Origin of the sequence: Streptomyces prunicolor (assembly GCF_045162825.1) — a bacterium.
GTDB classification, from domain to species: Bacteria; Actinomycetota; Actinomycetes; order Streptomycetales; family Streptomycetaceae; genus Streptomyces; species Streptomyces prunicolor.
Map to the genome: position 1 here is coordinate 6,621,608 of NZ_CP108676.1, position 24,805 is coordinate 6,646,412.

Here is a 24,805-nt window from a genome sequence, read left to right on the forward strand (position 1 = left end):
GTGGCGGTGCAGGAGGCGAGACAGGGCGGCGAGCACCTCGGTGCCCACGGAGGCGGCTGCGCCTGCGGGGACTGCCCGCACGGAGCACGCGAGGGGCATCGGCGCGCGGTCGCCGCGTTCCTCGTCAAGCGGGACGGCTTCGCGGCCGGCGAGGGTTTGCCTGCGGCGGTGGCGCACTCGGCGTCCGCCTCCCGCCAGTGGGTCTCGGACGAACTGACCCAGTCCGCCGACGTCGTCGCCGAACGCGGTCGCGCCGAGGGCGGCGCCTGGCTGGCCCGCCTGTGGCAGCGCACGGCCTTCGCGGTGTGGGGCGCCTTCGTGATGCTGCTCCTGGTGCAGGCGCTCACCGCGATCGGCGCGGGCTGGACAGCGGCCCGCACGGCCGGACTGCTGGCCGCGCTCATGGTCGCCGGTACGGTGACGGCCGCCTCCTGGTTCCACCGCGCGCGGGGCGGAGCACTGGCCCCGGTGATCGGTGAGGACAACCGGCTGTCGACCTCCCGTGCCGTGGCCGTCTCCTGGGTGCTGTTCGTGGCGTACGCGGTGCTGGTCCTGGCCGGCCGGCTCGCCGCCGCCTCCGACCACGTCGAACGCGACGCCCTCATCTCCGGCCTCGAACTCGCCCGCGGTGCCGGTGTGGTGACCGTCCTCGCCGTGGTCTGCGCGATCGCCGTACTCGTCCGCCGGGTCGTCGGCCTGCGCGTACTGGGCCAGCGCCTCCAGAAACTGCCCGCCGACCGCCCCCGCGCCGCCGACCTCCTCACCGACGACTCGGGCCGCGGCACCTTCGCCGACATCCAGTACGTCGCGATCAGCGCCGTCGCCCTCGTCTTCGTCGCCGTACGCCTCGCCCGCCGCCCCGACCAACTGCCCGACCTGCCCTGGGGGTTGGCGGTGGTCGTGCTGATCTCGGCCGCGACATACCTGGCCGGCAAGTACGCGGAGGGCGGCCGCCCGGTCATCCTCTCGGTGGTGCGCTCCCGCGAGGCGGGCGACCTGGACGCCCCCATCCGCACCGGCGACGACATCGAGATCCGCGGCGCGGGCTTCGTACCCCCGGGCGCCCAGACCGCCGACCGCCTCTCGCGCATGGTCGTCCGCATCGGCCCGGTCAACGTCCACGTCCCCCTCGTCCCGGTCGCCGGCGGCTTCTCCAACCCCACGGACACCCTCCTGACCGTCCCCGTCCCGGCCGACGTCGAGCCCGGCCGCGTGGAGGTACAGGTCGTGACCGCGGCGGGCGTGGAGACGAACGCCTGCGTGGTCGACGTGACGGACTGACGTCGTCGATGAGCCATCCACCGTACGAACCTGGCCGAAGTCGCAAGAATTCGTCGAAGCATGATTGAGCGGGTCCTCCTTTTCGTACGTATGGTCTGTTGAGGGGTCACGGCACAGCGGGCGAGAGGCGGCTAAGGGCGATGACTCACAGCACTCGGATGGATACGCAAACCCCGTACCTCGACGGCGACCGGAACTGGCGGGACACCGCCACTCGATACGCCCTGCTCCCACTGCGCGTCTTTCTCGGCGTCACCTTCATCTACGCGGGGCTGGACAAACTCACCGACAGCGCCTTCATGAAGTCCTCCGGCGCCGGCTCGATCGGCGAGACGATGCGCGCGGTCCGCGACTCGTCGGCGATCCCGGCCCTGGTGGACCTGTCCCTGAAGAACCCCGTCGGCTTCGGCTACGCCATCGCCTTCGGTGAACTCGCCGTCGGCATCGGCACGTTGATCGGCCTGCTGGCCCGGCTCGCCGCGCTCGGCGGCGCGCTGATCTCGCTCAGCCTGTGGCTGACCATCAGCTGGGCCAACGACCCCTACTACTACGGCAACGACCTCGCCTACCTGATGGCCTGGCTGCCCCTCGTCCTCGCGGGCGCCTCCGTGTTCTCCCTGGACGCGGCGATCCGCGGCAGGCGAAGGCAACGGGCGGGCGGCTACCGGTAGCCGTCGGTCCGGTTCGTAGGTGATCGTCAGCCGGATATGTCCGGACCAGGGTCGGCCGTGTTCCTGCGGCCGGCCCCTCGGCGTCTGCGGATCGCGCCGTTGACGCCCGCCACCACTCCGGCCAGGATCAGGCCGAACGTGACCAGCGGGATCACCGCGAACCACTCGGTCGCCCACAGCCCGCCCGCGTCCCCGGCGTAGAGCACGCCGGCGGCGGCGAGGACGAGACCGGCGACCAGCTTCCCGGGCTGGAACTCATGACGCAGCACGGCTGACCTCCGCCTGTCCGACGCCGACCTGGAGGTCCAGGTCCAGCGTGCCGGTGCTCTTGACGCCCGTCGCCGGGGTCAGGGTGACCTGCTGGTGCTTGCCCGGCTCCACGTCCACGTCCTTCTTGTCGTCACCGGGCAACTGGATGTCCCCGACGCGTACGTCCACACTCAGCTTCACCGTCACGTCCGACGGCACGATCACCTTCAGCTGTCCGACGCCCACCTCGGCGTCCGTCGCGACCGTCTGCCCCTTGGTCAGCCGCAGCCGGGTCAGGTCGAGCGTGCCCACTCCGTTCCCCAGGTCGTACTTCGGCTGTACGTCCGCCACCGCCGCGGGCTGCCAGGTGAGGTGCTCCCAGTGGGTGGTGAGGTCCTTGGGCAGCGCCGCCGAGGCGGCGAGCAGGCCGGCCGTGACGATCGCGAGGAACACCGAGCCCGCCCCCGTACGCCCCAGGAAGGCGCTGAGCGCGATGCCCAGGCCGAAGACGACGAGCGCACAGGCCAGGCCCGCCTGCAGGCTGGTGCCGAGCGCCTGGTCGTCCCATTTCGCGGCGGTGCCGAGGGCCCCCGCGCACAGCGCGAGCAGGAACACCCAGCCGCCGATCCAGCGCGGGCCGCGCTGCTTCGGGGGCGCCGGGCGCGGGGTTCGCTGATCCTCGCGCCAGTGCGGGTACGAGGGGCCGAGGCGGATGTCGAGCACGTCCGTGATGTCACGGTCGCGGGAGTCGCCGGGGCCCCACAGATAGCCGGTGCCACCGACGTGCGTGCCGTCCTTGACGATCGGATCCCGCCACCAGGAGGGATAGGCGGCGGGCACCGGCGGCGCCTGGGCCTCCGGCGGGGCGTCGGCGACCGCCTGTGCGGCCAGCGGGTCGGGGTCGGGGGCGCCGCGCTGCTGCGACCAGTACCCCGCGCCCGCCAGCAGAAGGGAGAGGACGACGGCGAAGGTCAGCACACTCGCGTTGTTCAGCATCGACAGGAACACACCGCAGCCGACCAGTGCGAACAGCACGGCGGCCAGGGCCTGGCCGTCCACGCGGCCGGTGAAGAGCTTGCGGACCTCGTTCTCCTCCTCGTCGTCGTACGGGACGAAGAGCCAGGCGAAGCCGTAGAAGATGAGGCCGATGCCGCCCGTCGCCGAGAGCACGGCGAGCGTGATCCGGAAGATCACCGGGTCCATGTCGCACTGCCGCCCCAGCCCCGCGCACACCCCCGCGAGCACCTTCGACCGCCGGTCCCGCCGGAACCGGTGCGGTGCCGCGGTCGCGGTGCCGCCGCCGGGCACCGCACCCGGCGACGAGGCGGCACCCGCGCCGGGCACGGCGTCCTGCGGCCCGCCGCCCGCTCGCGGACGTGGGCCGGAGCCGGGTCCCGGACCCGTCGCGGCGTGCTCGTGATCTGTCATGCGTCCATGCTGCCCGGCGCGAGCCGCCGATGGCAGTCGGGACGACCCTGGCCGAACCCTGAAATCGGCCCTGATCCGGACCGGGGGAGTGTCCGAGGGGCGGTGGTGCGCGTCGGTGGGCCGTGCCGCGAGCTGTTCGCCGGGCGGGCGTGGTTGCCGCGGGCGGCCGGTTGTCCGCCGGGCTCCCGTGCCACCGCGACCGACATCGCGACCGACACCGCGACCGGCTCGTGTGCCGGTGGCGCTGAGATCCTCCGCAGCCGCAGCCGCAGCCGCAGCCGCAGCCGCAGCCGCAGCCGCAGCCGCAGCCGCAGCCGCAGCCGCAGCCGCCACCGACCCACGGACCGCTGTCACCGCTTCCCCATCCGGCAACCCGTCAGAACCCCCGCGGCACGCCGTTTTCGCGGGCCGAGCGCGCTGAATTCACGGACCGAGCGCGCCGTATTCGAAGATCAGGGGAGTCTCGGGGGTCGACCCTGATGCCCCGGACGGCGGGGCGTGTGAACATCGGTGGCATGCCGGAAGCCGCAGCATTGCCCGTCGAGGACCCGCGGCCGCCGCGCAAGCTCTACCGCAGCAGTGACGGACGCTGGCTCGGTGGCGTGGCGCGGGGGCTCGCCGGGCATCTCGGGCTGCCGGTGATCTGGGTGCGGCTGGTGTTCGTGGGGCTGTTCCTCGCGGACGGGCTCGGGGCGTTGTTGTACGCCTCGTTCTGGTTCTTCGTGCCGCTCGGCGTCGGCGGCGTCGCCGGGCAGCGACCCCCGTCGCTCGTCTCCACCGAGACCTCGCCGGACGGCCGCCGCAGACTGGTCGCCCGCAAGCCGGACAAGGGCCAGATCGTCGCCCTGCTCCTCATGGTCGTCGTCGCGCTGGTCTTCGTCGGCAATGTGAACCTGGGCAGCGGCGCCAAGGCCTATCTCTTCCCGACCGTCCTCGTCGGCGCGGGCGTCGCCCTCGTCTGGCGCCAGGCGGACAACGCCCGCCGGGCCCGCTGGGCCGAGGTCGGCAGCCGCCGCCGTACGCTCAGCCTGCTGCGCGCGGGCGGTGGCGTCCTGCTGGTCACCGCCGGTGCCACCGCGATCTTCGTGCTGCAGGGCTCCGCCAGCCACCTCGGCTCGGTCCTCCAAGCGGCCCTCGCGGTCCTCGTCGGCATCACCCTGCTCGCCGGCCCGTACCTCGTGCGGATGACCCAGGACCTCTCCGAGGAGCGCCTGATGCGCATCCGCGCCCAGGAGCGCGCCGAGGTCGCCGCCCATGTCCACGACTCCGTGCTGCACACCCTGACCCTGATCCAGCGCAACGCGGAGAGCCCGAACGAGGTGCGCCGCCTGGCCCGCGCCCAGGAGCGCGACCTGCGAGCCTGGCTCTACAAACCGGAGGGCACCGGCAAGGACGAGGCCGACGAACCCGACACCCTCGCCGAGGCGGTCCGCCGCAGCGCGGCCGAGGTCGAGGACAAGCACGGCGTCCCCATCGAGGTCGTCATCGTCGGCGACTGCCCGCTCGACGACAGAATCGGCGCACAGATGCAGGCCGCGCGCGAAGCGATGGTGAACGCGGCCAAGTACGGTGGCGAGGGCGGCGCCGTACAGGTCTACGCGGAGGTGGAGGGGAAGACGGTCTTCGTGTCCGTCCGTGACCGCGGACCGGGCTTCGACCTCGACTCGATACCCGCCGACCGTATGGGCGTCAGAGAATCGATCATCGGCCGCATGGAGCGCCACGGCGGTACGGCACGCCTGCGCGCGGTGCCGGACGGTGGTACCGAGGTCGAGCTGGAGATGGAGAGGGCGGAGAAGACGTCATGAGCGACGCGACCGAGACGAACGAACCGGCGGAGCCGACCGGCGGGAGCGCGGGCGGGCGTCATGTGCGCGTGGTCCTCGTCGACGACCACCGCATGTTCCGTACGGGGGTCCAGGCCGAGATCGGCCGCACCGAGGAGACCGGGGTCGAGGTCGTCGGCGAGGCCGCGGACGTCGACCAGGCGGTCACGGTCATCACCGCGACCCGCCCCGAGGTGGTCCTCCTCGACGTCCACCTCCCGGGTGGCGGCGGGGTCGAAGTCCTGCGCCGCTGCGCCCCGTTGATGAGCGACGCCGAGCAGCCCGTCCGCTTCCTCGCCCTGTCCGTGTCGGACGCGGCGGAGGACGTGATCGGGGTGATCCGGGGCGGTGCGCGTGGCTACGTCACCAAGACGATCACCGGCACGGACCTCGTCAACTCCATCTTCCGGGTCCAGGAGGGCGACGCGGTCTTCTCGCCCCGCCTGGCCGGCTTCGTCCTCGACGCGTTCGCGTCGACCGACGCCCCGCCGGTCGACGAGGACCTCGACCGCCTCACCCAGCGCGAGCGCGAGGTCCTGCGCCTCATCGCGCGCGGCTACGCCTACAAGGAGATCGCCAAGCAGCTGTTCATCTCGGTGAAGACGGTCGAGTCCCATGTCTCGGCGGTGCTGAGGAAGCTCCAGCTGTCGAACCGGCACGAGTTGACGCGGTGGGCGACGGCGCGGCGGCTGGTGTGACCCGGGTCCGAAAGGGGCGTACCCCGTAAGGGAGTTCACTCGGGGTTCACACCACCCGGGTCGCCCCCGCGAACGGCATCTGGTCGATCGGCGCCAGCCGTACCGGAGCTGTCGGGTTCGGGGCGTGGATCATCTGGCCGTCGCCGACGTAGATGCCGACGTGACTGATGCCCGAGTAGAAGAACACCAGGTCGCCGGGGCGCAGTTCGGACCGGGAGACCCGCTGGCCCGCGTTGATCTGGGCGTAGGTCGTGCGGGGCAGGGAGACACCGGCGGAGCTGTAGGCGGCCTGGACGAGGCCCGAGCAGTCGAAGGCGTTGGGGCCCGTCGCGCCCCAGACGTAGGGGCTGCCGAGCTTCTGGTAGGCGTAGGAAACGGCCGCCGCCGCACGGGAGTTGGGGGCGTCGGACGCGGCGGCGGAGGAAGCGGGCGCGGCCAGCGCGCCCCGTGCCGCGGTCGCCGACCGTGACGCGCGGCCGGTGCCACCCGCCTCGACGACCTGCACCCGCTGCTGCGGAGTCAGCCCGGACAGCAGTCGGCGTGCCTGGTCCAGCTTGCCGTTGATCGTCTTCTTCTGCCTGCCGAGTTCGGCCTGCCGGGACTTCAGCGAGGTCAGCTCGATGTGCGCGGCGCCGCGCAACTGCTCGATCTCCCGCAGCTGTTGCCGTACGAGGGCGACGGCCGCCGTCTGCCGGTGGCCCACCCGGTCGGCGAACTCGGCGCCGTCCAGATACCGTTCGGGGTTGCTGGAGAGCATGAGCTGCACCGCGGGGTCCATCCCGCCGCTGCGGTACTGCGCGGCGGCGACGTAACCCAGCGAGTCCCGGGCCGAGTTGAGCTTCTCCGTCTTGCGGGCCGCCTCGTCCCGCAGGGTGTTCAGCTGCTTCTCGGCCGCGTCCGCCTTCTCCTTTGCGCCGTCGTACTTCTCGGTCGCGACCTCCGCCTCCTGGTACAGCTTGTCCACCTTGGCCTTGACCTGCGTCGGTGTCAGCTGTGGCTCGGCGTGCGAGGTCCCGTCGAAGCCCGTCGCCGTCGCCGCGCCCGCGAGGGCGATGGTCGCCGCCGTACGGGCTGTATTGCCGCTGAGCGAGCGCTGTCGGGGCTTGCGGTGCGCTGCCACGTGGACTGCACGTCCTTTCGTACGACCGCCGGGGGAGCGGGCGATTGCGCGTCCGGCGGCGGCCCGCACAGGGGGAGCGGGCCGCCGCCGGACATTCTTCGGCGGTGGTGGCCGACTGCCGCCCCTGGTCCGGGCGGCGGTGGGGAGCCGGTCACCTGGTGGAGGACGCTAAACCTGATGGTGACGGCGCGGTAACGCATGTGTGCAACTGACATGAGGTGACCGGGAATTGACCGTAGGTGACTGTGATTCCGGCCCGGGTCCGCCGCCTTCGCACGGCGCGCTGACCGATGCGGCGGTTCCGACGCGGGGCGGGACGGCACGGTGCTATGGGCCGCATATATGCAAGGGCCGGGAGGCGGTAACGAGGGGCGGTGTCGGTCGGTCCCGGAGCCCCTGATTAGGCTCCGGCCCCATGGACGTACTCATCCATCTCTTCGTCGGCCTGCACATCATCGGCATCGCGGCGCTGCTCGGCGGTTTCCTCACCCAGATGAAGGCGATGGGCCAGGGCACGGCCCGCTTCGTCCCCGGCATGCTGCACGGCGCGCTGACCATGCTGGTCACCGGCGCGATCCTGGTCGGCCTCAACCAGGCCGACGATCAGCACGTCAACAACATCAAGATCGGCATCAAGCTCGCGCTGCTGATCGTGATCCTCGGCCTCGTCTATGTGAAGCGGGACGAAGAGACGGTCGACAAGAGCCAGTTCGCGCTGGTCGGCGGGCTCACCATGGTGAACATCTTCATCGCGGTCCTGTGGACGTGACCCCGGACGAGCCGGCGACGTAGTACCGGACCGTCCCCGCGGCGACCACCAGCCACGCGGCCACCGCGATCCACAGCACCACCTCCCCGGGCGTCCGCAGCCACGAGACGTCCACGGCGGTGCCCACGGACAACATGGTCGCCGCCGTCATCCCGAGCGGGAACACCGTCGACCAGCGGCGCACGTCGAAGTGCGGCCGGGGCCAGGCGACCTCGGCGGCCACCAGCACCACGCACCAGGCCACGTCGAGCACCAGCAGCGCCACGGTCACGGCCCGCAGGACGCCCCGGTCGTCGGAGTTCCACAGGTACAGGCGGGCGCTGTCGGCGGCGATCAGTTTCGACCCGGCCAGCGCCGAGACGGCCAGCGCGCCGCCGACGATCCAGTGGTCACCGGCCCCCATGATCAGCTGCCGCCACTCGAACCGGGCCAGCGCGAACCCGTAGAGCACCAGCCCGAACCAGAACAGCACCAACGCCGTGTGCGCGAGCCAGGCCGCCGACTCGGCCCCGGCGATCGTCGCCCCCAGCACGGCCAGCGACTGGGTGGCCACACACCCGAGGAACACGGTCCCGGGCATCCGCCCCTGCCAGTTCCGTACGACCCGCACGAGCAGCCCAGGCCACAGCACCGCGGCCGCCGCCAGCAGCGCCTCGGCCACCGTCTGCCAGCCCGCCGCCGAGAACCGCGTCCCCAGTACGGCGGTCGCGGCCGTGGCGGTCAGCGCGCCGGGCGTCCCCGCGTCCGCGAGCCACCGCCGCCGGTCCCGCAGCAGCCGTACGGCGAAGTCGGCGGCCAGCCCCAGCCAGAAGGCGCAGGCCACCGCGAAGGCGATACGGGACAGCACCTCGTACCCGGTGACATGCAGGCCGACCGACACGATCGCGGTCGCCATCACGACGGCCCCGGCCGCCGGCGGACGCTGCGCCCACCAGGCGCGGAAACGGGAGACACCGGTATCGGACATGGGCCGATGCTAGGGAGCCGCCCTGGTGCGGACGAGGGGCCACGCACGCGTGGAGGTCAAAAACACCTGCACGCGTGCGTGGCGCTCGAAAACACGCTCACGCGCGGGTACGGACTCCGTTCAGGCCGGTCGCACCACGCTGTGGATGATCGCCGTGCCGTCGTGGTGGATCGACTCCTCGCGGACGTAGGCGCCGGGCTTCGGGGCGTGGATCATCGTGCCGTCGCCTACGTAGACGCCGACGTGGCTGCTGTCCTCGTGGAAGAAGACCAGGTCACCAGGTTGCGCGTCGGCCAGGGAGACCGTCGTGCCGGCGTCGGCCTGGTCGGTGGTGGCGCGCGGGAGGGTGAATCCGGCGGCCTTCCAGGCGGCCTGGGTGAGGCCCGAGCAGTCGTACGAGCCGGGACCGGCGGCGCCCCAGACGTACGGCTTGCCGACCTGGGCGCGGGCGAAGGCGACGGCCTTGGCCGCCTTGGTGGCGTACGAGGAGTCGGAAGGGGTGCCCTTCGCCGTTTCCGCCCGCTGCTTCGCGAGTGCCGCCGCCTCGGCCGCGGCCTCCTGCCGCTGCTTCTGCTCGGTCGGCTGCGACAGCAGCTCGCGCGCGGTGGAGAGCTTCTTCTGGACGGTTGCCTTGGCCGTCCTCAGGTCGCTCTGCGCGCCGTCGGAGGTCTGGAGACCCTCGGTCGTCTCGTGACGCACCGCGTCCTTCTGGCGGCTGGTCAGCCGGCTCATCAGCTGGGCCTGCTCGAAGTAGTCCGGCGGGGTGTCCGGGAGCAGGAAGGTCGAGGCGTCCGGGGCGGTGGCCTCGGCGCGGTACTGCGCGGCGGTGAATGAACTCAGCCGCTCCCGCACGGAGTTGAGCCGCTGCGCGCGCCTGGCCACGTCGCCCAGGAGGCTGTCCGCGCGCTTGCGCTGCTTGGCCGCGTTGTACGTCTCGGTCGCCGACTCCGCCCGCCGGTAGAGGTCGTCGATCTTCTGCTCGACCTCTCCGGGACTCCGATCGCCGTCGTCGGCGACGGGGGTCCATATGCCTGCGATGCGCGAGCCCGCGGAACGCGGCTTGCGGTGCGACGATGCCAAAGGAGGCGACTCCTTCCAGATGGTGCCCTACGGTCCGTGCCACGAAAGGGAGTTGGACCGGTTCACCCCAGGTCGGCGGGGGCGTGCGGCTTGAACGCACGCTAACCAATTCGTGTGGCTTGTGTGAAGGTTGATGTTCGATATGCCTGACATGTCTCAGCGACCTCGATCACGTGCGAGACCGGCCATCGCTGATCGTGATCGACCGGTTCTGGTCCGTGAATTTTCCCGAGTTCCTGGGGTGGCGGCCGGTTGTCAGTGCGGCGCCCTAAACTCGGAGAGCGATGAGCAGCCTCTTTGACGACAGCTTCCTGGCGGATCTCCAGGCCCCTCGGGCCCATGAGGGAGAGCCTCCGCCCCCGCCCGAGGACGAGCACGGACCGGAGCAGATTCCGGACGACCTGTTCGGCGGGAAGTTCGACGTGCCCGCGAGCAGAGACGCCCACTACCGGGACGGCGCCCCACGCCCGGTGGTCGACCCGGCGGCCCTGCTCGACGGGCTGAACGAGAACCAGCGCGCGGCCGTCGTCCACTCCGACACCCCGCTGCTCATCGTGGCCGGCGCCGGCTCCGGCAAGACCCGCGTGCTCACCCACCGCATCGCCTACCTCCTCGGCGAGCGCAACGTGCACCCCGGGCAGATCCTCGCGATCACTTTCACCAACAAGGCCGCGGGCGAGATGAAGGAGCGCGTCGAGCAGCTCGTCGGCCCGCGCGCCAACGCGATGTGGGTGATGACCTTCCACAGCGCGTGCGTCCGCATCCTGCGCCGCGAGTCGAAGAAGCTCGGCTTCACGTCCTCGTTCTCGATCTACGACGCCGCCGACTCCAAGCGCCTCATGGCCCTGGTCTGCCGCGACCTGGACCTCGACCCGAAGCGCTTCCCCCCGAAGTCCTTCAGCGCCAAGATCTCCAACCTGAAGAACGAGCTGATCGACGAGGAGGACTTCGCCGCCCAGGCCGCCGACGGCTTCGAGAAGACCGTCGCCCAGGCCTACGCGATGTACCAGTCGCGGCTGCGCGAGGCCAACGCCCTCGACTTCGACGACCTGATCATGACGACGGTCAACCTGCTGCGTGCCTTCCCGGACGTCGCCGAGCACTACCGCCGCCGCTTCCGGCACGTCATGGTCGACGAGTACCAGGACACCAACCACGCGCAGTACGCGCTCGTGCGCGAGCTGGTCGGCACCTCCGAGCACCCGGTCGACGTCCCGCCCGGCGAACACGACCTGCCGCCCGCCGAGTTGTGCGTCGTGGGCGACGCCGACCAGTCGATCTACGCCTTCCGGGGTGCGACGATCCGCAACATCCTCCAGTTCGAGGAGGACTACCCGAACGCGACGACGATCCTCCTGGAGCAGAACTACCGCTCCACACAGACGATCCTGAGCGCCGCCAACGCGGTCATCGAGCGCAACGAGTCCCGCCGCCCCAAGAACCTGTGGACCAACGCGGGCGCGGGCGCGCAGATCACCGGCTATGTCGCGGACACGGAGCACGACGAGGCGCAGTTCGTCGCCGAGGAGATAGACCGTCTCACCGACGCGGGTGACGCGAAGGCCGGCGATGTCGCCGTCTTCTACCGGACGAACGCCCAGTCCCGTGTCTTCGAAGAGATCTTCATCCGCGTCGGCCTGCCCTACAAGGTCGTCGGCGGCGTCCGCTTCTACGAGCGCAAGGAAGTCCGGGACGTCCTGGCCTACCTCCGCGTTCTGGCCAACCCGGAGGACGCGGTCCCGCTGCGCCGCATCCTCAACGTCCCCAAGCGCGGCATCGGCGAGCGCGCCGAGGCGATGATCGACGCCCTCTCGCAGCGCGAGAAGATCAGCTTCCCGCAGGCGTTGAAGCGCGTCGACGAGGCCTACGGCATGGCCGCGCGGTCGACGAACGCGGTCAAGAAGTTCAACACGCTGATGGAGGACCTCCGTACGATCGTCGACTCCGGTGCGGGCCCGGCGACGGTCCTGGAGGCCATCCTCGAACGCACCGGCTATCTCGCCGAGTTGCAGGCCTCCACCGACCCGCAGGACGAGACCCGCATCGAGAACCTCCAGGAACTCGCCGCCGTAGCCCTGGAGTTCGAACAGGAGAACAGCGGCGGGGAGAGCGAGAGCGAGACGCCCGTCGGGCTCGCCGCCTTCCTGGAGCGGGTGGCGCTGGTCGCCGACTCCGACCAGATCCCCGACGAGGACGAGGACGGCTCCGGAGTCATCACGCTGATGACCCTGCACACCGCCAAGGGCCTCGAATTCCCGGTTGTCTTCCTCACCGGCATGGAGGACGGCGTCTTCCCGCACATGCGCGCCCTCGGCCAGGCCAAGGAGCTGGAGGAGGAGCGGCGCCTCGCGTACGTGGGCATCACGCGCGCGCGGGAACGCCTTTACCTGACCCGCTCGTCGCTGCGCAGCGCCTGGGGACAGCCGTCGTACAACCCGCCCTCCCGCTTCCTGGAGGAGATCCCGGCGGCGCACGTGGAGTGGAAGCGGACCGGCGCGATGGCGGCTCCGCCGTCGACGGGTCCGGCCTCGGGCATCGCGTCCTCGCTGTCCTCGTCCCGCTCGCGTTCCTCCGCGTCGGGTGCCTCGGGCTTCGCCACGCGCCGCACCTCGGAGAAGCCGGTCGTGGCGCTGGCCGTCGGCGACCGGGTCACGCACGACCAGTTCGGACTCGGCACGGTGGTCGGCGTGAAGGGCACGGGGGCGAACGCGGAGGCGACGGTCGACTTCGGGGAACCCAAGCCGAAGCGGCTGCTGCTGCGGTACGCGCCGGTGGAAAAGCTGTAGCCCGTAAGGGGAGTTGCCCTTAGTCGCCCTTAGCCGCCTTTAAAAGGGGCTGCCCGTAAGGGAGTTGGGCCGACGGGGGCGGCTCAGGTCGGGTCGAGGCCGTGGCTGCGGAGCCACGGGAGCGGGTCGATCGCCGCCCCGCCCGCCGGGCGCACCTCGAAGTGCAGGTGCGGACCGGTGGAGTTGCCGGAGTTCCCGGAGTACGCGATCGAGTCGCCGGCCTTCACCGTCGTACCGGAGGCGACCCGGTAGCTGGAGAGGTGGCAATACCAGGTCTGCGTGCCGTCCTTCTCGGTGAGGATCAGCATGTTGCCGTAGGCGCTGTTCCACTTCGTGGAGACGACGCCGTCGGTCGCGGCCATCACGTTGGTGCCGTACGAGACGGGGAAGTCGATGCCCGTGTGCACGGACATCCAGTTGACGCCGGCCTGGCCGAAGTAGGCGCTGAGGCCCTTCTGCGTCACCGGCAGCACGTACTTGGGGCGCAACCGCTCCTTGCGGGCCGCCTCCGCCGCCGCCTTCTTCTTCTCGGCTTCCTGCTGGGCCTTGAGGTCGATACGTTCCTGCGTACGGCTGGCCCGGTCGGCGAAGTCGTCGGCACCGGCCGACAGGCTCTTGATCTGGGCGTCCAGCTTGTTGTTCGCGACGGACGGCTTGACCGTGGTCGCGTCCGAGGCGGAGGCCGTCGTGTCGCTGCCACCGGTCAGCGTGCCCACGGACGCGGCGGCGATGCCGGCGACACCCATCACACACGCCGACGGCACGGCGATGGTCATCAGCGCGGACCGCTTCGGGGGCGTACGACGGCGGGAACGGCTCCCGTTGCGGGCCGCGGCGCGCGAGCCGACGGGAGTCGCGGACGGGGTGAACTCCTCCTGGTCGTCGAGGAGTTCGGGGTGCGGCTGGGGGGTGTCCTGTTCCGGTTCGGCCTCGTCGAGGGCGGGCATCTCGCCGGTGGCGGTCAACTCGCCTGTCAACTCGCCGTCTTCCGGGGCGGGTTCGTCGTACGTGCCCTCGTGCGTCCCGTCGTACGACGCCTGCTCGAAGGTGGTCGTCGCGTCGGCGGGGCTGCCGTCGGCGTTCCACTGCGTGGCGTCGTAGGCGCCGGTGTCGAAGGTCTGCGTGCCCCATTCCCACTGCTGGGTCTGGTCGGCGGGGGCGGCTGCGGAATGAGCCGACTGGTCAGGCTGGAGCCAGGCGTTCGCGTCCCACTGGCCGCTGATGTCGGGGGCGCCGGTCTGCGGCGGGATGGCGGACAGCTGCTGGTAGTCGGCCGACCAGGCCGTCGTCTCGTAGGCGCCCGTGTCGTAGGCGGCGTGGTGCTGGGCCACGTACGGGTCGTAGTTCAGGGTGTGTTGGGCACCTGTGGACCAGCCGGAGGAGTCGTACGCGCCGGTGGCCTGCGAAGCCATGGGGTGCGACCCGGTGTCGTGGCCGGGGCTGTGGCCGTTGCCCGGCATGTCGCCGAAGAGGGGGTCGGTGGCGAAGCTCGCGGTGGCCTGGGCGCCGTCCGCGCCCGGAGGGAAACCCGTGGTGGTGTGGTCGCCGTACGTGGTGAAGTCACCGTACTGGGCGTCCTGCCCGCCGTACGACGCGTAGTGCGCCGAGGTGGCATCGGAAGCCGGGGCCGGGGTGGTCATGGTCCCCGACGGGTGACGATCGTTCACCAACTTCTCTATTCGCCTCGACAACAGGGGCTGCCAGAGCAGTGCGGTGGACTGTACCCGGCAGTATGCGGGCACGACAATCTTCGTCAGGTTTCGCGTCAGCCGGAAACGGGCATTCGGCCGTGTTTCGGGGGACGACGGGCACGGGTTTGGCCTTGGGTTCGAATAGCGTTCGATCTTCGTGAGGCTGTGGGCCCGCTGTCGGTGCCCCGTCAGGCCACTGTCAGGCCGCCGGCGTGGGTGCCCGTGTGGGCGGTGGTGCGGGCGGTGGTGCGGTTCGCGGCCGAGGTTTCCGGCAGCGGGGTGTCGAGAGCCTGGCGAATGCCGGTCGCGACGGCCGGGTGGACCGGCAGGGCGAGGTGGCCGATGCCGCTGACCTGGACGTTCTGGGCGATCAGGTCGGGGTGGTCGATACAGGCGGTCTCCAGCGGCTCCATCAGGTGATCCAGATCGCTCCAGAAACTGACGAAGTGCGTACGGCAGCCGGGCGCGGGCCGGGTCAGTTCCTCGATCACCGCCGAGTCGGGACGCATCTGGCGGACGATCGGGTGGGCGTTGGCCAGCGGGGCGACGGCCGTGCCGGAGTGCGGGGTGCCGAGCGTCACGAGCGTGCGGACCCGCAGGTCACCGCCGAGCCGCTGCACGTAGTACCGCGCGATCAGCCCGCCGAGACTGTGCCCGACGATGTCGACCTCCCGGCTGCCGGTGCGCTCGCAGATCTCCTCGATGTGCCGGCCGAGCAGCTCGGCCGCGGTGCGGATGTCGCAGGTCAGCGGCGAGTAGTTCAGGGACTCGACCTGCCGGCGGCCGTGCTGGGCCAGGGAACGGCGCAGCAGCACGAACACCGAGCGGTTGTCGATGAACCCGTGCAGCAGCACCACCGGGGGCTTCGCCTCGGTCGGCAGCTGGGTCGCGTCCTGGGGCGAGGGCAGCTCGGGCAGGGGGCCCCGGCGTTCCTGGGCCATGCCGGAGGGATAGAGGAGAAGGTGGCCCGCGAGGATCACGATCTCCAGGGCGGTCGCTTTCAGGAGGGTCATCGAGAGGCCCGCCAGCCTGCTGGGCAGGAGGCGCTGACATAGAGGGAGAAAGGGCGCTGCAACCCCGGTGACCTTCATGGCCGACCTCCTGTCGGCACACGGAACGACAGCTCCGTCCCCCGTGTGCCCTCGTGGGAGGCCACGGCGAGGATCACCGGTGGTGCGGCGAGGGGTGCGCGCGGCGTACCCCTCGTGCCTGTGCCGATGCGCCCTACCCCCACCCCGCGCGGCCTGCGGCGCGGTGGTACGGCGACCTCGTTGCGGCTCCCGTTGCGCTTGTTCCCGCTGGAACGCTGCGCGGTGAACGTGTCCCATCGTGTGATTTCCCCCTCGGTATCCGCCGCGAAACTGCCGGTTGCGGGATGCTGGAGATAACGTTCGTTCACTTCCCGCACTGAAGCGGGTACCGCGGTACCCGTGGGTAGGGATGAACGCAGTCGCTTCATGGAGGCAGTGATGGGTGTGGCAGCCGGTCCGATCCGCGTGGTGGTCGCCAAGCCGGGGCTCGACGGCCACGATCGCGGGGCCAAGGTGATCGCGCGGGCGCTGCGCGACGCCGGTATGGAGGTCATCTACACCGGCCTCCACCAGACCCCCGACCAGATCGTCGACACCGCGATCCAGGAGGACGCCGACGCGATCGGCCTCTCCATCCTCTCCGGCGCCCACAACACCCTCTTCGCCGCGGTCATCGACCTCCTCAAGCAGCGCGAGGCGGAGGACATCCTCGTCTTCGGCGGCGGAATCATCCCCGAGGCGGACATCGCCCCGCTCAAGGAGAAGGGCGTCGCGGAGATCTTCACGCCCGGGGCGACGACGCAGGCGATCGTGGACTGGGTGCGGGAGAACGTGCGACAGGGCTCCGCTACTGGACACCGGTGACATTTCAGCCCGTCCGGCGTTTGAGGACGAGCCGTTCAGGCCGAAGGGGGGTTTGGGGGCACAGCCCCCAAGCTTCTACGGCGACTGCGACTCCCGCCGCTTCTACGGTGCGTGCAGCTCCTCCGCCATGGCAGCCCGCAGCCGCAGCGTAGTAACCAGTCTCTGAAATGCCTCCGCCCAGTAGCCCCCCGCTCCCGGCGCCGCGTCCTCCGACTCGTCCGGTACCGCCAGCAACCCGTCCAGCCGACTCGCCTCGGCGGGATCGAGACACCGCTCGGCCAGCCCCATCACCCCACTGAAACTCCACGGATAACTCCCCGCATCCCGCGCGATGTTGAGCGCGTCCACGACAGCCCGCCCAAGCGGCGCAGCCCACGGCACCGCACACACCCCGAGCAGCTGAAACGCCTCGGACAACCCCTGCACCCCGATGAACCCGGCGACCCACTCGGCCCGTTCACCCCCGCCCAGCGTGCTGAGCAGCTTGGCGCGCTCGGCCAGGGACACCGCCCCCGGCCCGCCCGCCTCCGGCGCGGACGGCGTCCCCAGCAGCGCCCGTGACCACTCGGCGTTCCGCTGCCGCACCGCCGCCCGGCACCACGCGGCGTGCAGCTCGCTCCGCCAGTCGTCCGCCACCGGAAGCGCGACGATCTCCGCGGGCGTACGTCCGCCGAGCCGCCGCTCCCAGGTCCCGAGCGGAGTCGCCTCCACCAACTGGCCGAGCCACCAAGAACGTTCACCCCGCCCCGCCGGAGCTTTGGCGACCACACCGTCCCGCTCCATGCCCGAGTCGCACTCGTGCGGCGCCTCGACCACCAGGCCCGGTTCCTCGCGCGTACGGTCGACGGCCACGCAGGCCGACGCCCGGACCGCCATCCGCGCGGCGAGCGCCGAGTCCGGGAGCGCGGACAGCAACTCGGCAGCCGTAGCGCGTACGTTGCGGCTGCGGTCGGCCAACGCCTGCTCCAGGAACGGCTCGTCCTGGGCCGCGAGACCCATCCGCAGCGAGTCCAGGAACATCAGCCGGTCCTCCGCGCGCTCCGTCGCCCAGGTCGTGACGAGCAACTCGCGTGCTGCGGCGGGCCGTTGCGCGCGTATCGCCGCGAGCAGGGCGACCCGCTCGGCGAACAGCCCTTCCTGCCAGAGCAGTTGGACCTGGCCCGGGGCGTCGAGATCCGGCAGGGCGGTGCCGCCGCCCGGTGTCGCGCGCAGGGCGAACCGCCAGTCCGGGTTCAGCCGAGCCAGCCACAACGCGCGCGGGCCCGCGAACTCCAGCGCCGCCGGCCGCAGATCCGTACGCCCCCGGGCCGCGTCCAGCAGCGCGGGCAACGCCTGGACGGGGGCGGCGAATCCGCGCGCGTTGGCCGCCGTGAGCCACTGGGGCAGCAACTCCATGAGATCCGGCGAGGTGCCCCTACGACCCCCACCGCCCGTACCCGGACGGTCGGCCAGCAGCAGCGCCAGCCTGCGGGCCGCCGCGGTGGGCAACGCCGGACGCGCGTCGGGTGCGGCCGGCTCGGGGCGCTGTGCCGCCCGCGCGGGACTCAGGCCCGCCCGTCGTCGTACGGTCTCCACGGCCGCCGCGTCCAGCAGTGCCACGGGTGCGTCCTGGCCCGGCGCGCAGCCTGCAGGTGTACGGCGGTCCGTGCCGAGCAGGGCCGTGGTGACGAGCTCTTCCCAGTCGCCCGCCGGGGGCGCCGGTGCGGGGGTGGTGTTCATGCGGTGCCTTCCGTCGAGTTGGTGAGTGGGCTCAGCACAGCGACACCGGCTCTCCCGCCCCGTCCGGCCAGGCCGTCAGCGGGGTGAAGCCGCGGTGGCCCAGCTCGCCGAAGACCTTGACCGGGGCGCCGCCGGAGAGCGCGACGAGCCGCCACAGGCCGGGGCGGGAACGGGCCGTAGGCGTGAGGGGGAGCGCCAAGTCGGCGTCGGCGTCGGCCAGTTGCCAGGAGTCGCCGTCCGGCGTGGGGATGACCCGGTCCAGCGTCACCGGGACCGAATCCAGCCAGGGGTCGTGCCGTAGCGCTTCCCCGTAGTGGACGGCGGCCTGAGCTGTCGTCACCCCCTGCGGCCGTTCCGTCGTAGGCGAAGGTGCCGCGAACTGCGCACCCAGGGAGGCTCGGAGCTGTCCGGCGCCCGGGAACGCGGACACCTCCGCGTCCAGGGCGAGCCCCATGGGCAGCGCCAACTCGGGGGCGCGGCCCCCGGCGCCGTAGGAGAGGAGGAGGGATGTGCGGCCCGAGTCCGTGCCGTACAGCCATATTCTTCGGGTCGTCAGTTTCGGGTCCGTCGTGTCGTACTGGGCGAGGACCAGCCAGTGGTCGCGCAGGGGTGGGCCGTCCGGTGCGGCGGGCAGGCCGATGCGGGAGCGGACCGTCGCCGCCAGGTCGTCGGGCAGCTGCTCGCGGCGCAGCCAGGCCTGGTCGAGGAGGTGGAGCAGCGCGCACTCCTCCAGCAGGCGTACGGGCCAGCCGGGGCCCGAGGCCGGGATCGCCCCCAACTCCCTTGCCCGCGCGGCCAGTCCGGGGGCCTGGGCGTCGACCATGCGGGCCGCGGTCTCCTCCCACAGCCCGTATCCCGCCTGCTCCGCCGAGGCCAGGCCGGTGCGCAGCAGGTCCGTCAGCCGCTGCTCCAACTCGCCCGCGCCCGCGCTGATCCGCTCGGCCCGGCGCTCCGCCCGGCGCCGCGCCGCCTCCGGATCAGCGGCGGCAGGGGAACCGGACGCCCCCGCCGCCCGCTTCTCCTCCGTCCGCTTCCGCCGCCCCGCCAGCCACTCCTCGGCCCAGCCCGGCGCCTGCCCCGACGGCACCGCGCCGTCCTCGCCCGCCCACAGCAGCAGCAGCCCCAGCGCGTGCTTGCACGGGAACTTGCGGCTCGGACAACTGCACTTGTACGCGGGCCCCGCCGCGTCCGCGATGTCGATGACCGTCTGATACGGCTTGCTGCCACTGCCCTTGCACAGCCCCCACACCGTCCCCTCGTCAGAACTGCCCGCCTCGGACCACGGCCCCGCCGCCCCGAGCTTGCTTCCCGCTTTGCGTGACGCTGCGTCAGGCGCCAGTGCCAGCACCTGGTCAGCCGTCCAGCGCACCCCCTGCTGAGTCATGTCATCGAAGGTAGATCCCAGCACTGACAATCGGCCCGTCAGCGATCCGGCCATCGGCTTCGCGAACGCGTTTTCGCAGGTCGGAACGCGTTGTCAGTGGGGTCGTGCAAGGTGGACACCAGATCCGAACCGGCCGAGCTGGAGGGGGCCTCAGCCATGACTGTGTCCGTAGAAACCACGCCTGAGCAAGCGAACGAGAAGCCGTCGGACGAGGCGTTGCGGCCGCACGCCGAGGACGCGTTCGCCGACGAACTCGCCGCGCTGGCCGCGCAGGACGACCGGCCGCGTCCGGTCCGCTGGAAGATGTCGCCGTGGGCGGTCGCCACCTATCTGCTCGGCGGCACACTGCCGGACGGCACGGTGATCTCACCGAAGTACGTCGGCCCGCGCCGCATCGTCGAGGTCGCCGTCACCACCCTCGCCACCGACCGCGCCCTGCTTCTGCTCGGCGTGCCCGGCACCGCCAAGACCTGGGTGTCCGAGCACCTCGCGGCGGCGGTCAGCGGCGACTCGACCCTCATCGTGCAGGGCACCGCCGGCACCCCGGAGGAGGCGATCCGCTACGGCTGGAACTACGCGCAGCTGCTCGCCAACGGCCCGAGCCGCGACGCCCTCGTGCCCAGCCCCGTCATGCGGGCCATGGCCGAGGGGATGACGGCGCGCGTCGAGGAGTTGACCCGAATCCCGGCCGACGTACAGGACTCGCTGATCACGATCCTGTCGGAAAAGACGCTGCCGATACCGGAGTTGGGACAGGAGGTGCAGGCGGTCCGCGGCTTCAACCTGATCGCCACGGCCAACGACCGCGACCGCGGGGTCAACGACCTCTCCAGCGCGCTGCGTCGCCGTTTCAACACGGTGGTGCTGCCGCTGCCGGAGAGCGCCGACGCCGAGGTCGAGATCGTCGCCCGCCGCGTCGACCAGATCGGCCGCTCCCTCGACCTGCCCGCGGTGCCCGAGGGCGTCGACGAGATCCGCCGAGTGGTGACCGTCTTCCGCGAACTGCGCGACGGGATCACGGCGGACGGCCGTACGAAGCTCAAGTCGCCCAGCGGCACGCTGTCCACGGCCGAGGCGATCTCCGTCGTCACCAACGGGCTTGCCCTGGCAGCCCACTTCGGCGACGGGCTGCTGCGGCCGAGCGATGTCGCCGCGGGCATCCTCGGTGCCGTGGTCCGCGATCCGGCGGCCGACCGGGTCATCTGGCAGGAGTACCTGGAGGCGGTCGTCCGGGAGCGCGACGGCTGGAAGGACTTCTACCGGGCCTGCCGGGAGGTGAGCGCGTGAGCGACTCCAGGGGGATGGTCGACGACGACTCCGCGTGGAGTTGGTGCGGGAGCGGGAGTGAGAGTGGGATCCGGAGGGGAGGGGGACGACGTGGCGGGTACTGAGGGGGGCGGGGGCCGGGGCGCCGGGCCGCTGTTGCTCGGGGTGCGGCATCACGGGCCCGGTTCGGCGCGGGCCGTTCGGGCGGCGTTGGACGCGGCCCGGCCGCGGGTCGTACTGATCGAAGGGCCGCCGGAGGCCGACGCGTTGATCCCGCTGGCCGCCGACGAGGACATGCGGCCGCCGGTCGCGCTCCTCGCCCACGCCGTGGACGAACCGGGTCGCTCGGCCTTCTGGCCGCTGGCCGAGTTCTCCCCGGAGTGGGTCGCGATCCGCTGGGCCCTGGAGCACCAGGTCCCGGCCCGCTTCATCGACCTCCCGGCCACGCACACGCTGGCGTGGGGGAAGGACGACGGCGAGGGCGAGTTGACGGGGGAAGAGGAGCCGCCGGACCCGGCTGCCGCGACCCCGTCCACTGAGTCCCCTTCTGCCTCGGACCCCTCTGCCCCGGACCTCCGCGTCGACCCTCTCGCGGTCCTCGCCGAGACCGCCGGTTACGACGATCCTGAGCGCTGGTGGGAGGACGTCGTCGAGCACCGGGGTGTGGGGGAGCGGGACGCGTTCGCGCCGTTCACCGCGCTGGAGGAGGCGATGGGGGCGCTGCGCGAAACGTACGGGGTCGGCGGGCACGAGCGGGATCTCGTGCGGGAGGCGTATATGCGGCTCCAAGTGCGTGCGGCGCAGCGGGAGTTCGAGGACGACGTGGCCGTGGTGTGCGGGGCCTGGCATGTGCCCGCGCTGCGGCAGAAGGCGGGCGTGGCAGCGGACCGTGCGCTGCTGAAGGGGCTGCCCAAGGTCAAGGCCGATCTGACCTGGGTGCCGTGGACGCATCGTCGGCTGTCGCGGGCCAGCGGATACGGTGCGGGCATCGACTCGCCGGGCTGGTACGGCCATCTGTTCGGCGCGCCGGACCGGCCGGTCGAGCGGTGGATGACCAAGGTCGCGGGACTGTTCCGGGAGGAGGACCGGATCGTCTCCCCGGCCCATGTCATCGAGGCCGTACGGCTTGCGGAGACGCTTGCGGTGATGCGCGGCAGGCCGTTGCCGGGGCTCGGGGAGACCACCGATGCGGTGCGCGCGGTGATGTGCGAGGGCTCGGACGTCCCGCTGGCGCTGGTGCACGACCGGCTCGTGGTCGGGGATGTGCTGGGCGAGGTGCCGCCGGGTGCGCCCGCCGTGCCGTTGCAGCGTGACCTCGACCGGTCGCAGCGCAAGCTGCGGATCAAACCGGAGGCGCTGGAGCGGGAGTTGGAGCTCGACCTGCGCAAGGAGACCGACGCCGGGCGCAGCAGGTTGTTGCACCGGTTGCGGCTGCTGCGGATCGAGTGGGGTGAGCCGGTCGCGTCGCGGGGGAGTACGGGTACGTTCCGGGAGACCTGGCGGCTGCGCTGGGAGCCGGAGTTGGCGGTGCGGGTCGCCGAGGCGGGGGTCTGGGGGACCACCGTGCTCGCGGCGGCGACCGCGAAGGCGGAGGCGGACGCGATCGGGGCGCAGAGCCTGGCCGACGTCACCGCACTCGCCGAGCGCTGCCTGTTGGCCGAACTGCCGGACGCGCTCCCGGTGGTGATGAAGGTCCTCGCCGACCGCGCGGCCCTCGACACGGACGTCGGTCATCTCGCCCAGGCGCTGCCCGCGTTGGTCCGTTCGCTGCGCTACGGCGACGTCCGCGGCACCGACACCGGCGCGCTGACGGAGGTCGCGGCCGGCCTCGCCGAGCGGGTCTTCGTGGGCCTGCCCCCGGCCTGCGCGGCCCTCGACGCGGACGCCGCGGAGGAGATGCGGCGGCATGTGGACGCGGTACATGGGGCGGTGGCGCTGTTGGGCGACGCCTCGGGACACGGACATGGTGACACCTCTGCACCTGGGCAGGGCGACGGACCTGGCCCCGGACCTGGCCCCGGACCCGGGCACGGTGATCTGCGGGACCGTTGGCGCGCGGTGCTGCGGACGCTCTCCGCGCGGGACACCGTGCCGGGTGTCATCCGGGGGCGTGCCGTTCGACTCCTGCTGGACGAGGGGGAGTTGGGGCCGGACGAGGCGGCCCGGCTGATGGGGCTGGTGCTCTCGCCGGGGACACCGCCGGCGGACGCGGCCGCGTGGATCGAGGGGTTCGTCGGTGGTGGGGGCGGGCTGCTGCTCGTGCACGACGAGCGGTTGCTCGGGCTGGTGGACGCGTGGCTGACCGGGGTGCCGGCGGAGGCGTTCACGGACGTACTGCCTTTGCTGAGGCGAACGTTCTCGTCGTACGAGCCCGGAGTGCGCCGGACACTCGGGGAGTTGGTGCGGCGCGGGCCGGGGAAGCAGGTGGGTACGGCGGCGACGGCGGCCGGGATACCCGGGTTCGGGGCGGAGTTGGACGCCGGGCGCGCGGACGCGGTCGTGCCGGTGCTGCGGCTGCTCTTGGGGCTGGACGACGTGGTGGACAACGGCGACAACGAGCTTGTGGGGGTGGCGGGATGACGAGCGGCAACAGCAGGCAGGGCAAGGGAAGGTCGGGGGAGAGAGGTCAACCGGCCCGTGCCGGTGGGGGCGTGGACCGCCCGGTGACGGCCGTAAGGGTCGTACCGCTGTGGGAAGGGCTGCGTACGGCGGGGGCGCGCGGATGACGGCCGAGGCGGTCGCGGTCGGCGGGGTCGCGGACCCCGGCCAGCCTGGTCAGGAGCGGTTGCGGCGGTGGCGGCTGGTGCTCGGGGGCGGCGCGGCCGACGGCACCGGGTGCGAGCTGACCGGGCAGGACGCGGCGATGGACGGGGCGTTGGCCGCGCTGTACGGCAGGGAGGACAAGGGGCGGGCGGCGAAGGACCGTTCGGCGGGGCTCGGGGCGTCGGCGCCGTCCGTCGCGCGCTGGCTCGGGGACATCCGGACGTACTTCCCGTCCTCCGTCGTCCAGGTCATGCAGCGCGACGCCATCGACCGGCTCGGGCTGTCCGCGCTGCTCCTCGAACCGGAGATGCTGGAAGCGGTCGAGGCCGACGTGCACCTCGTCGGCACGCTGCTCTCCCTCAACAAGGCGATGCCGGAGACCACGAAGGAGACGGCGCGGGCGGTCGTCCGCAAGGTCGTCCAGGACCTGGAGAAGCGGCTCGCCTCCCGCACCCGGGCCACCCTCACCGGCGCGCTCGACCGCAGCGCCCGTGTCAACCGGCCACGCCACCACGACATCGACTGGAACCGCACGATCGCGGCCAACCTCAAGCACTACCTGCCCGAGTACCGGACCATCGTGCCGGAGCGGCTGATCGGATACGGGCGCGCGTCCCAGTCCGTGAAGAAGGAGGTCATCCTCTGCATCGACCAGTCCGGGTCGATGGCGGCGTCCGTCGTCTACGCCTCCGTGTTCGGGGCGGTACTGGCGTCCATGCGGTCGATCAACACCCGGCTCGTCGTCTTCGACACGGCGGTCGTCGACCTCACCGACCAGCTCGACGACCCGGTGGACGTGCTCTTCGGGACCCAGCTCGGCGGCGGCACGGACATCAACAGGGCGCTCGCGTACTGCCAGTCGCAGATCACCCGGCCCGCCGAGACGGTGGTCGTACTGATCAGCGACCTCTACGAAGGGGGCATCCGGAACGAGATGCTGAAGCGGGTCGCGGCGATGAAGGCGTCGGGGGTGCAGTTCGTGACGCTGCTCGCGCTGTCCGACGAGGGCACGCCTGCCTACGACCGCGAACACGCCGCCGCGCTGGGCGCGTTGGGGGCGCCGGCGTTCGCCTGTACGCCCGATCTGTTCCCGGAGGTGATGGCGGCGGCGATCGAGAAACGGCCGTTGCCGATACCGGACACCGCGTGACGAACTGGCTTGGGGGACAGGGGGGTTGCGTGTCCTAGGGCGGCCCGTGCAAGGATCGTCGC

At 71.8% G+C, this 24,805-nt stretch carries 20 protein-coding genes; 10 read left to right on the top strand and 10 right to left on the bottom strand.

Annotated elements, in window-relative coordinates:
- Entirely contained in the window at positions 1-1,281 is a 1,281-nt protein-coding gene (locus OG588_RS30520) for a hypothetical protein (RefSeq protein ID WP_405950056.1), read from the top strand.
- 140 nt (positions 1,282-1,421) lie between these two features.
- Entirely contained in the window at positions 1,422-1,952 is a 531-nt protein-coding gene (locus OG588_RS30525) for a DoxX family protein (RefSeq protein WP_026150182.1), read from the top strand.
- A gap of 26 nt (positions 1,953-1,978) precedes the next feature.
- Here OG588_RS30525 and OG588_RS30530 read toward each other — a convergent pair whose 3' ends face one another.
- The 3 genes from OG588_RS30530 to OG588_RS30540 are packed head-to-tail and all read right to left on the bottom strand — an operon-like array spanning position 1,979 to position 3,970.
- The gene (locus OG588_RS30530; protein WP_405950057.1) at positions 1,979-2,221 is read right to left on the bottom strand and encodes a hypothetical protein; all 243 of its coding nucleotides are present in this window, start codon (positions 2,219-2,221) and stop codon (positions 1,979-1,981) included.
- Positions 2,208-3,629, bottom strand: coding sequence for a PspC domain-containing protein (locus OG588_RS30535; RefSeq protein WP_405950058.1), 1,422 nt, complete (start codon positions 3,627-3,629; stop codon positions 2,208-2,210). Before OG588_RS30535 ends, OG588_RS30530 begins: the two co-directional genes overlap by 14 nt.
- The gene (locus OG588_RS30540; RefSeq protein ID WP_405950059.1) at positions 3,626-3,970 is read right to left on the bottom strand and encodes a hypothetical protein; all 345 of its coding nucleotides are present in this window, start codon (positions 3,968-3,970) and stop codon (positions 3,626-3,628) included. The genes OG588_RS30535 and OG588_RS30540 overlap by 4 nt, the downstream gene beginning before the upstream one ends.
- Before the next feature lie 138 nt (positions 3,971-4,108).
- On the opposite strand from OG588_RS30540, the gene OG588_RS30545 reads away from it, so the two are divergent.
- Both OG588_RS30545 and OG588_RS30550 read left to right on the top strand, forming a co-directional pair.
- Positions 4,109-5,437, top strand: a complete 1,329-nt coding sequence (locus OG588_RS30545; RefSeq protein ID WP_174447517.1) for an ATP-binding protein — start codon at positions 4,109-4,111, stop codon at positions 5,435-5,437.
- Positions 5,434-6,153, top strand: a complete 720-nt coding sequence (locus OG588_RS30550) for a response regulator transcription factor (protein WP_327401845.1) — start codon at positions 5,434-5,436, stop codon at positions 6,151-6,153. Before OG588_RS30545 ends, OG588_RS30550 begins: the two co-directional genes overlap by 4 nt.
- Positions 6,154-6,199: 46 nt before the next feature.
- On the opposite strand, the gene OG588_RS30555 is transcribed toward OG588_RS30550, so the two are convergent.
- A complete protein-coding gene (locus tag OG588_RS30555) occupies positions 6,200-7,273 on the bottom strand; it encodes an NlpC/P60 family protein (protein ID WP_405950060.1) in 1,074 nt (357 codons plus the stop codon).
- 415 nt (positions 7,274-7,688) lie between these two features.
- On the opposite strand from OG588_RS30555, the gene OG588_RS30560 reads away from it, so the two are divergent.
- Positions 7,689-8,042, top strand: a complete 354-nt coding sequence (locus tag OG588_RS30560) for a hypothetical protein (RefSeq protein WP_019055618.1) — start codon at positions 7,689-7,691, stop codon at positions 8,040-8,042.
- Here OG588_RS30560 and OG588_RS30565 read toward each other — a convergent pair.
- Together OG588_RS30565 and OG588_RS30570 are read right to left on the bottom strand one after the other, a co-directional pair.
- Entirely contained in the window at positions 8,020-9,009 is a 990-nt protein-coding gene (locus OG588_RS30565; protein ID WP_405950061.1) for a tellurite resistance/C4-dicarboxylate transporter family protein, read from the bottom strand. The two genes, OG588_RS30560 and OG588_RS30565, sit on opposite strands and share 23 nt — an antisense overlap.
- Before the next feature lie 120 nt (positions 9,010-9,129).
- Positions 9,130-10,089: an NlpC/P60 family protein gene (locus tag OG588_RS30570; protein WP_405950062.1), complete on the bottom strand. Its 960-nt coding sequence runs from the start codon at positions 10,087-10,089 to the stop codon at positions 9,130-9,132.
- A 284-nt stretch (positions 10,090-10,373) separates the two neighbouring features.
- Here OG588_RS30570 and pcrA point away from each other — a divergent pair, with 284 nt between their 5' ends.
- Positions 10,374-12,875 carry a DNA helicase PcrA gene (gene pcrA / locus OG588_RS30575; protein ID WP_405950063.1) on the top strand — a complete coding sequence of 834 codons (2,502 nt, stop codon included), beginning with the start codon at positions 10,374-10,376 and terminating at the stop codon, positions 12,873-12,875.
- Positions 12,876-12,958: 83 nt separating this feature from the next.
- Here pcrA and OG588_RS30580 read toward each other — a convergent pair whose 3' ends face one another.
- Positions 12,959-14,515 (bottom strand): M23 family metallopeptidase, encoded by a 1,557-nt coding sequence (locus OG588_RS30580; RefSeq protein ID WP_405953247.1) that lies wholly within the window; start codon positions 14,513-14,515, stop codon positions 12,959-12,961.
- A gap of 239 nt (positions 14,516-14,754) precedes the next feature.
- Positions 14,755-15,657 (bottom strand): esterase/lipase family protein, encoded by a 903-nt coding sequence (locus OG588_RS30585; protein ID WP_405950064.1) that lies wholly within the window; start codon positions 15,655-15,657, stop codon positions 14,755-14,757.
- 378 nt (positions 15,658-16,035) lie between these two features.
- On the opposite strand from OG588_RS30585, the gene OG588_RS30590 reads away from it, so the two are divergent.
- Positions 16,036-16,461 carry a cobalamin B12-binding domain-containing protein gene (locus OG588_RS30590; RefSeq protein ID WP_405950065.1) on the top strand — a complete coding sequence of 142 codons (426 nt, stop codon included), beginning with the start codon at positions 16,036-16,038 and terminating at the stop codon, positions 16,459-16,461.
- A 102-nt stretch (positions 16,462-16,563) separates the two neighbouring features.
- Here the strand turns inward: OG588_RS30590 and OG588_RS30595 are convergent, their stop codons facing one another.
- Both OG588_RS30595 and OG588_RS30600 read right to left on the bottom strand, forming a co-directional pair.
- A complete protein-coding gene (locus tag OG588_RS30595) occupies positions 16,564-18,180 on the bottom strand; it encodes a DUF5691 domain-containing protein (protein WP_405950066.1) in 1,617 nt (538 codons plus the stop codon).
- Between the two features lie 31 nt (positions 18,181-18,211).
- Positions 18,212-19,564, bottom strand: a complete 1,353-nt coding sequence (locus tag OG588_RS30600; protein ID WP_405950067.1) for an SWIM zinc finger family protein — start codon at positions 19,562-19,564, stop codon at positions 18,212-18,214.
- A 156-nt stretch (positions 19,565-19,720) separates the two neighbouring features.
- On the opposite strand from OG588_RS30600, the gene OG588_RS30605 reads away from it, so the two are divergent.
- The 3 genes from OG588_RS30605 (at position 19,721) to OG588_RS30615 (ending at position 24,743) form a co-directional block, all read left to right on the top strand.
- On the top strand, positions 19,721-20,851 hold the full coding sequence (locus OG588_RS30605; protein WP_405950068.1) for an AAA family ATPase: 1,131 nt from the start codon (positions 19,721-19,723) through the stop codon (positions 20,849-20,851).
- A gap of 90 nt (positions 20,852-20,941) precedes the next feature.
- Complete coding sequence (locus OG588_RS30610) at positions 20,942-23,410, top strand: DUF5682 family protein (RefSeq protein WP_405950069.1); 2,469 nt, start codon at positions 20,942-20,944, stop codon at positions 23,408-23,410.
- Between the two features lie 142 nt (positions 23,411-23,552).
- Positions 23,553-24,743 carry a VWA domain-containing protein gene (locus OG588_RS30615; protein ID WP_405950070.1) on the top strand — a complete coding sequence of 397 codons (1,191 nt, stop codon included), beginning with the start codon at positions 23,553-23,555 and terminating at the stop codon, positions 24,741-24,743.
- Positions 24,744-24,805: the final 62 nt, after the last annotated feature.

What these genes read in the sequence shown, in the direction of transcription:
- OG588_RS30525 (WP_026150182.1), top strand. Translation starts at nt 1,422, where the DNA reads ATGACTCACAGCACTCGGATGGATACGCAAACCCCGTACCTCGACGGC.
- OG588_RS30535 (WP_405950058.1), bottom strand. Translation starts at nt 3,629, where the DNA reads ATGACAGATCACGAGCACGCCGCGACGGGTCCGGGACCCGGCTCCGGC.
- OG588_RS30545 (WP_174447517.1), top strand. Translation starts at nt 4,109, where the DNA reads ATGCCCCGGACGGCGGGGCGTGTGAACATCGGTGGCATGCCGGAAGCC.
- OG588_RS30550 (WP_327401845.1), top strand. Translation starts at nt 5,434, where the DNA reads ATGAGCGACGCGACCGAGACGAACGAACCGGCGGAGCCGACCGGCGGG.
- OG588_RS30560 (WP_019055618.1), top strand. Translation starts at nt 7,689, where the DNA reads ATGGACGTACTCATCCATCTCTTCGTCGGCCTGCACATCATCGGCATC.
- OG588_RS30565 (WP_405950061.1), bottom strand. Translation starts at nt 9,009, where the DNA reads ATGTCCGATACCGGTGTCTCCCGTTTCCGCGCCTGGTGGGCGCAGCGT.
- pcrA (WP_405950063.1), top strand. Translation starts at nt 10,374, where the DNA reads ATGAGCAGCCTCTTTGACGACAGCTTCCTGGCGGATCTCCAGGCCCCT.
- OG588_RS30580 (WP_405953247.1), bottom strand. Translation starts at nt 14,515, where the DNA reads ATGACCACCCCGGCCCCGGCTTCCGATGCCACCTCGGCGCACTACGCG.
- OG588_RS30585 (WP_405950064.1), bottom strand. Translation starts at nt 15,657, where the DNA reads ATGAAGGTCACCGGGGTTGCAGCGCCCTTTCTCCCTCTATGTCAGCGC.
- OG588_RS30590 (WP_405950065.1), top strand. Translation starts at nt 16,036, where the DNA reads ATGGGTGTGGCAGCCGGTCCGATCCGCGTGGTGGTCGCCAAGCCGGGG.
- OG588_RS30595 (WP_405950066.1), bottom strand. Translation starts at nt 18,180, where the DNA reads ATGAACACCACCCCCGCACCGGCGCCCCCGGCGGGCGACTGGGAAGAG.
- OG588_RS30600 (WP_405950067.1), bottom strand. Translation starts at nt 19,564, where the DNA reads ATGACTCAGCAGGGGGTGCGCTGGACGGCTGACCAGGTGCTGGCACTG.
- OG588_RS30605 (WP_405950068.1), top strand. Translation starts at nt 19,721, where the DNA reads ATGACTGTGTCCGTAGAAACCACGCCTGAGCAAGCGAACGAGAAGCCG.
- OG588_RS30615 (WP_405950070.1), top strand. Translation starts at nt 23,553, where the DNA reads ATGACGGCCGAGGCGGTCGCGGTCGGCGGGGTCGCGGACCCCGGCCAG.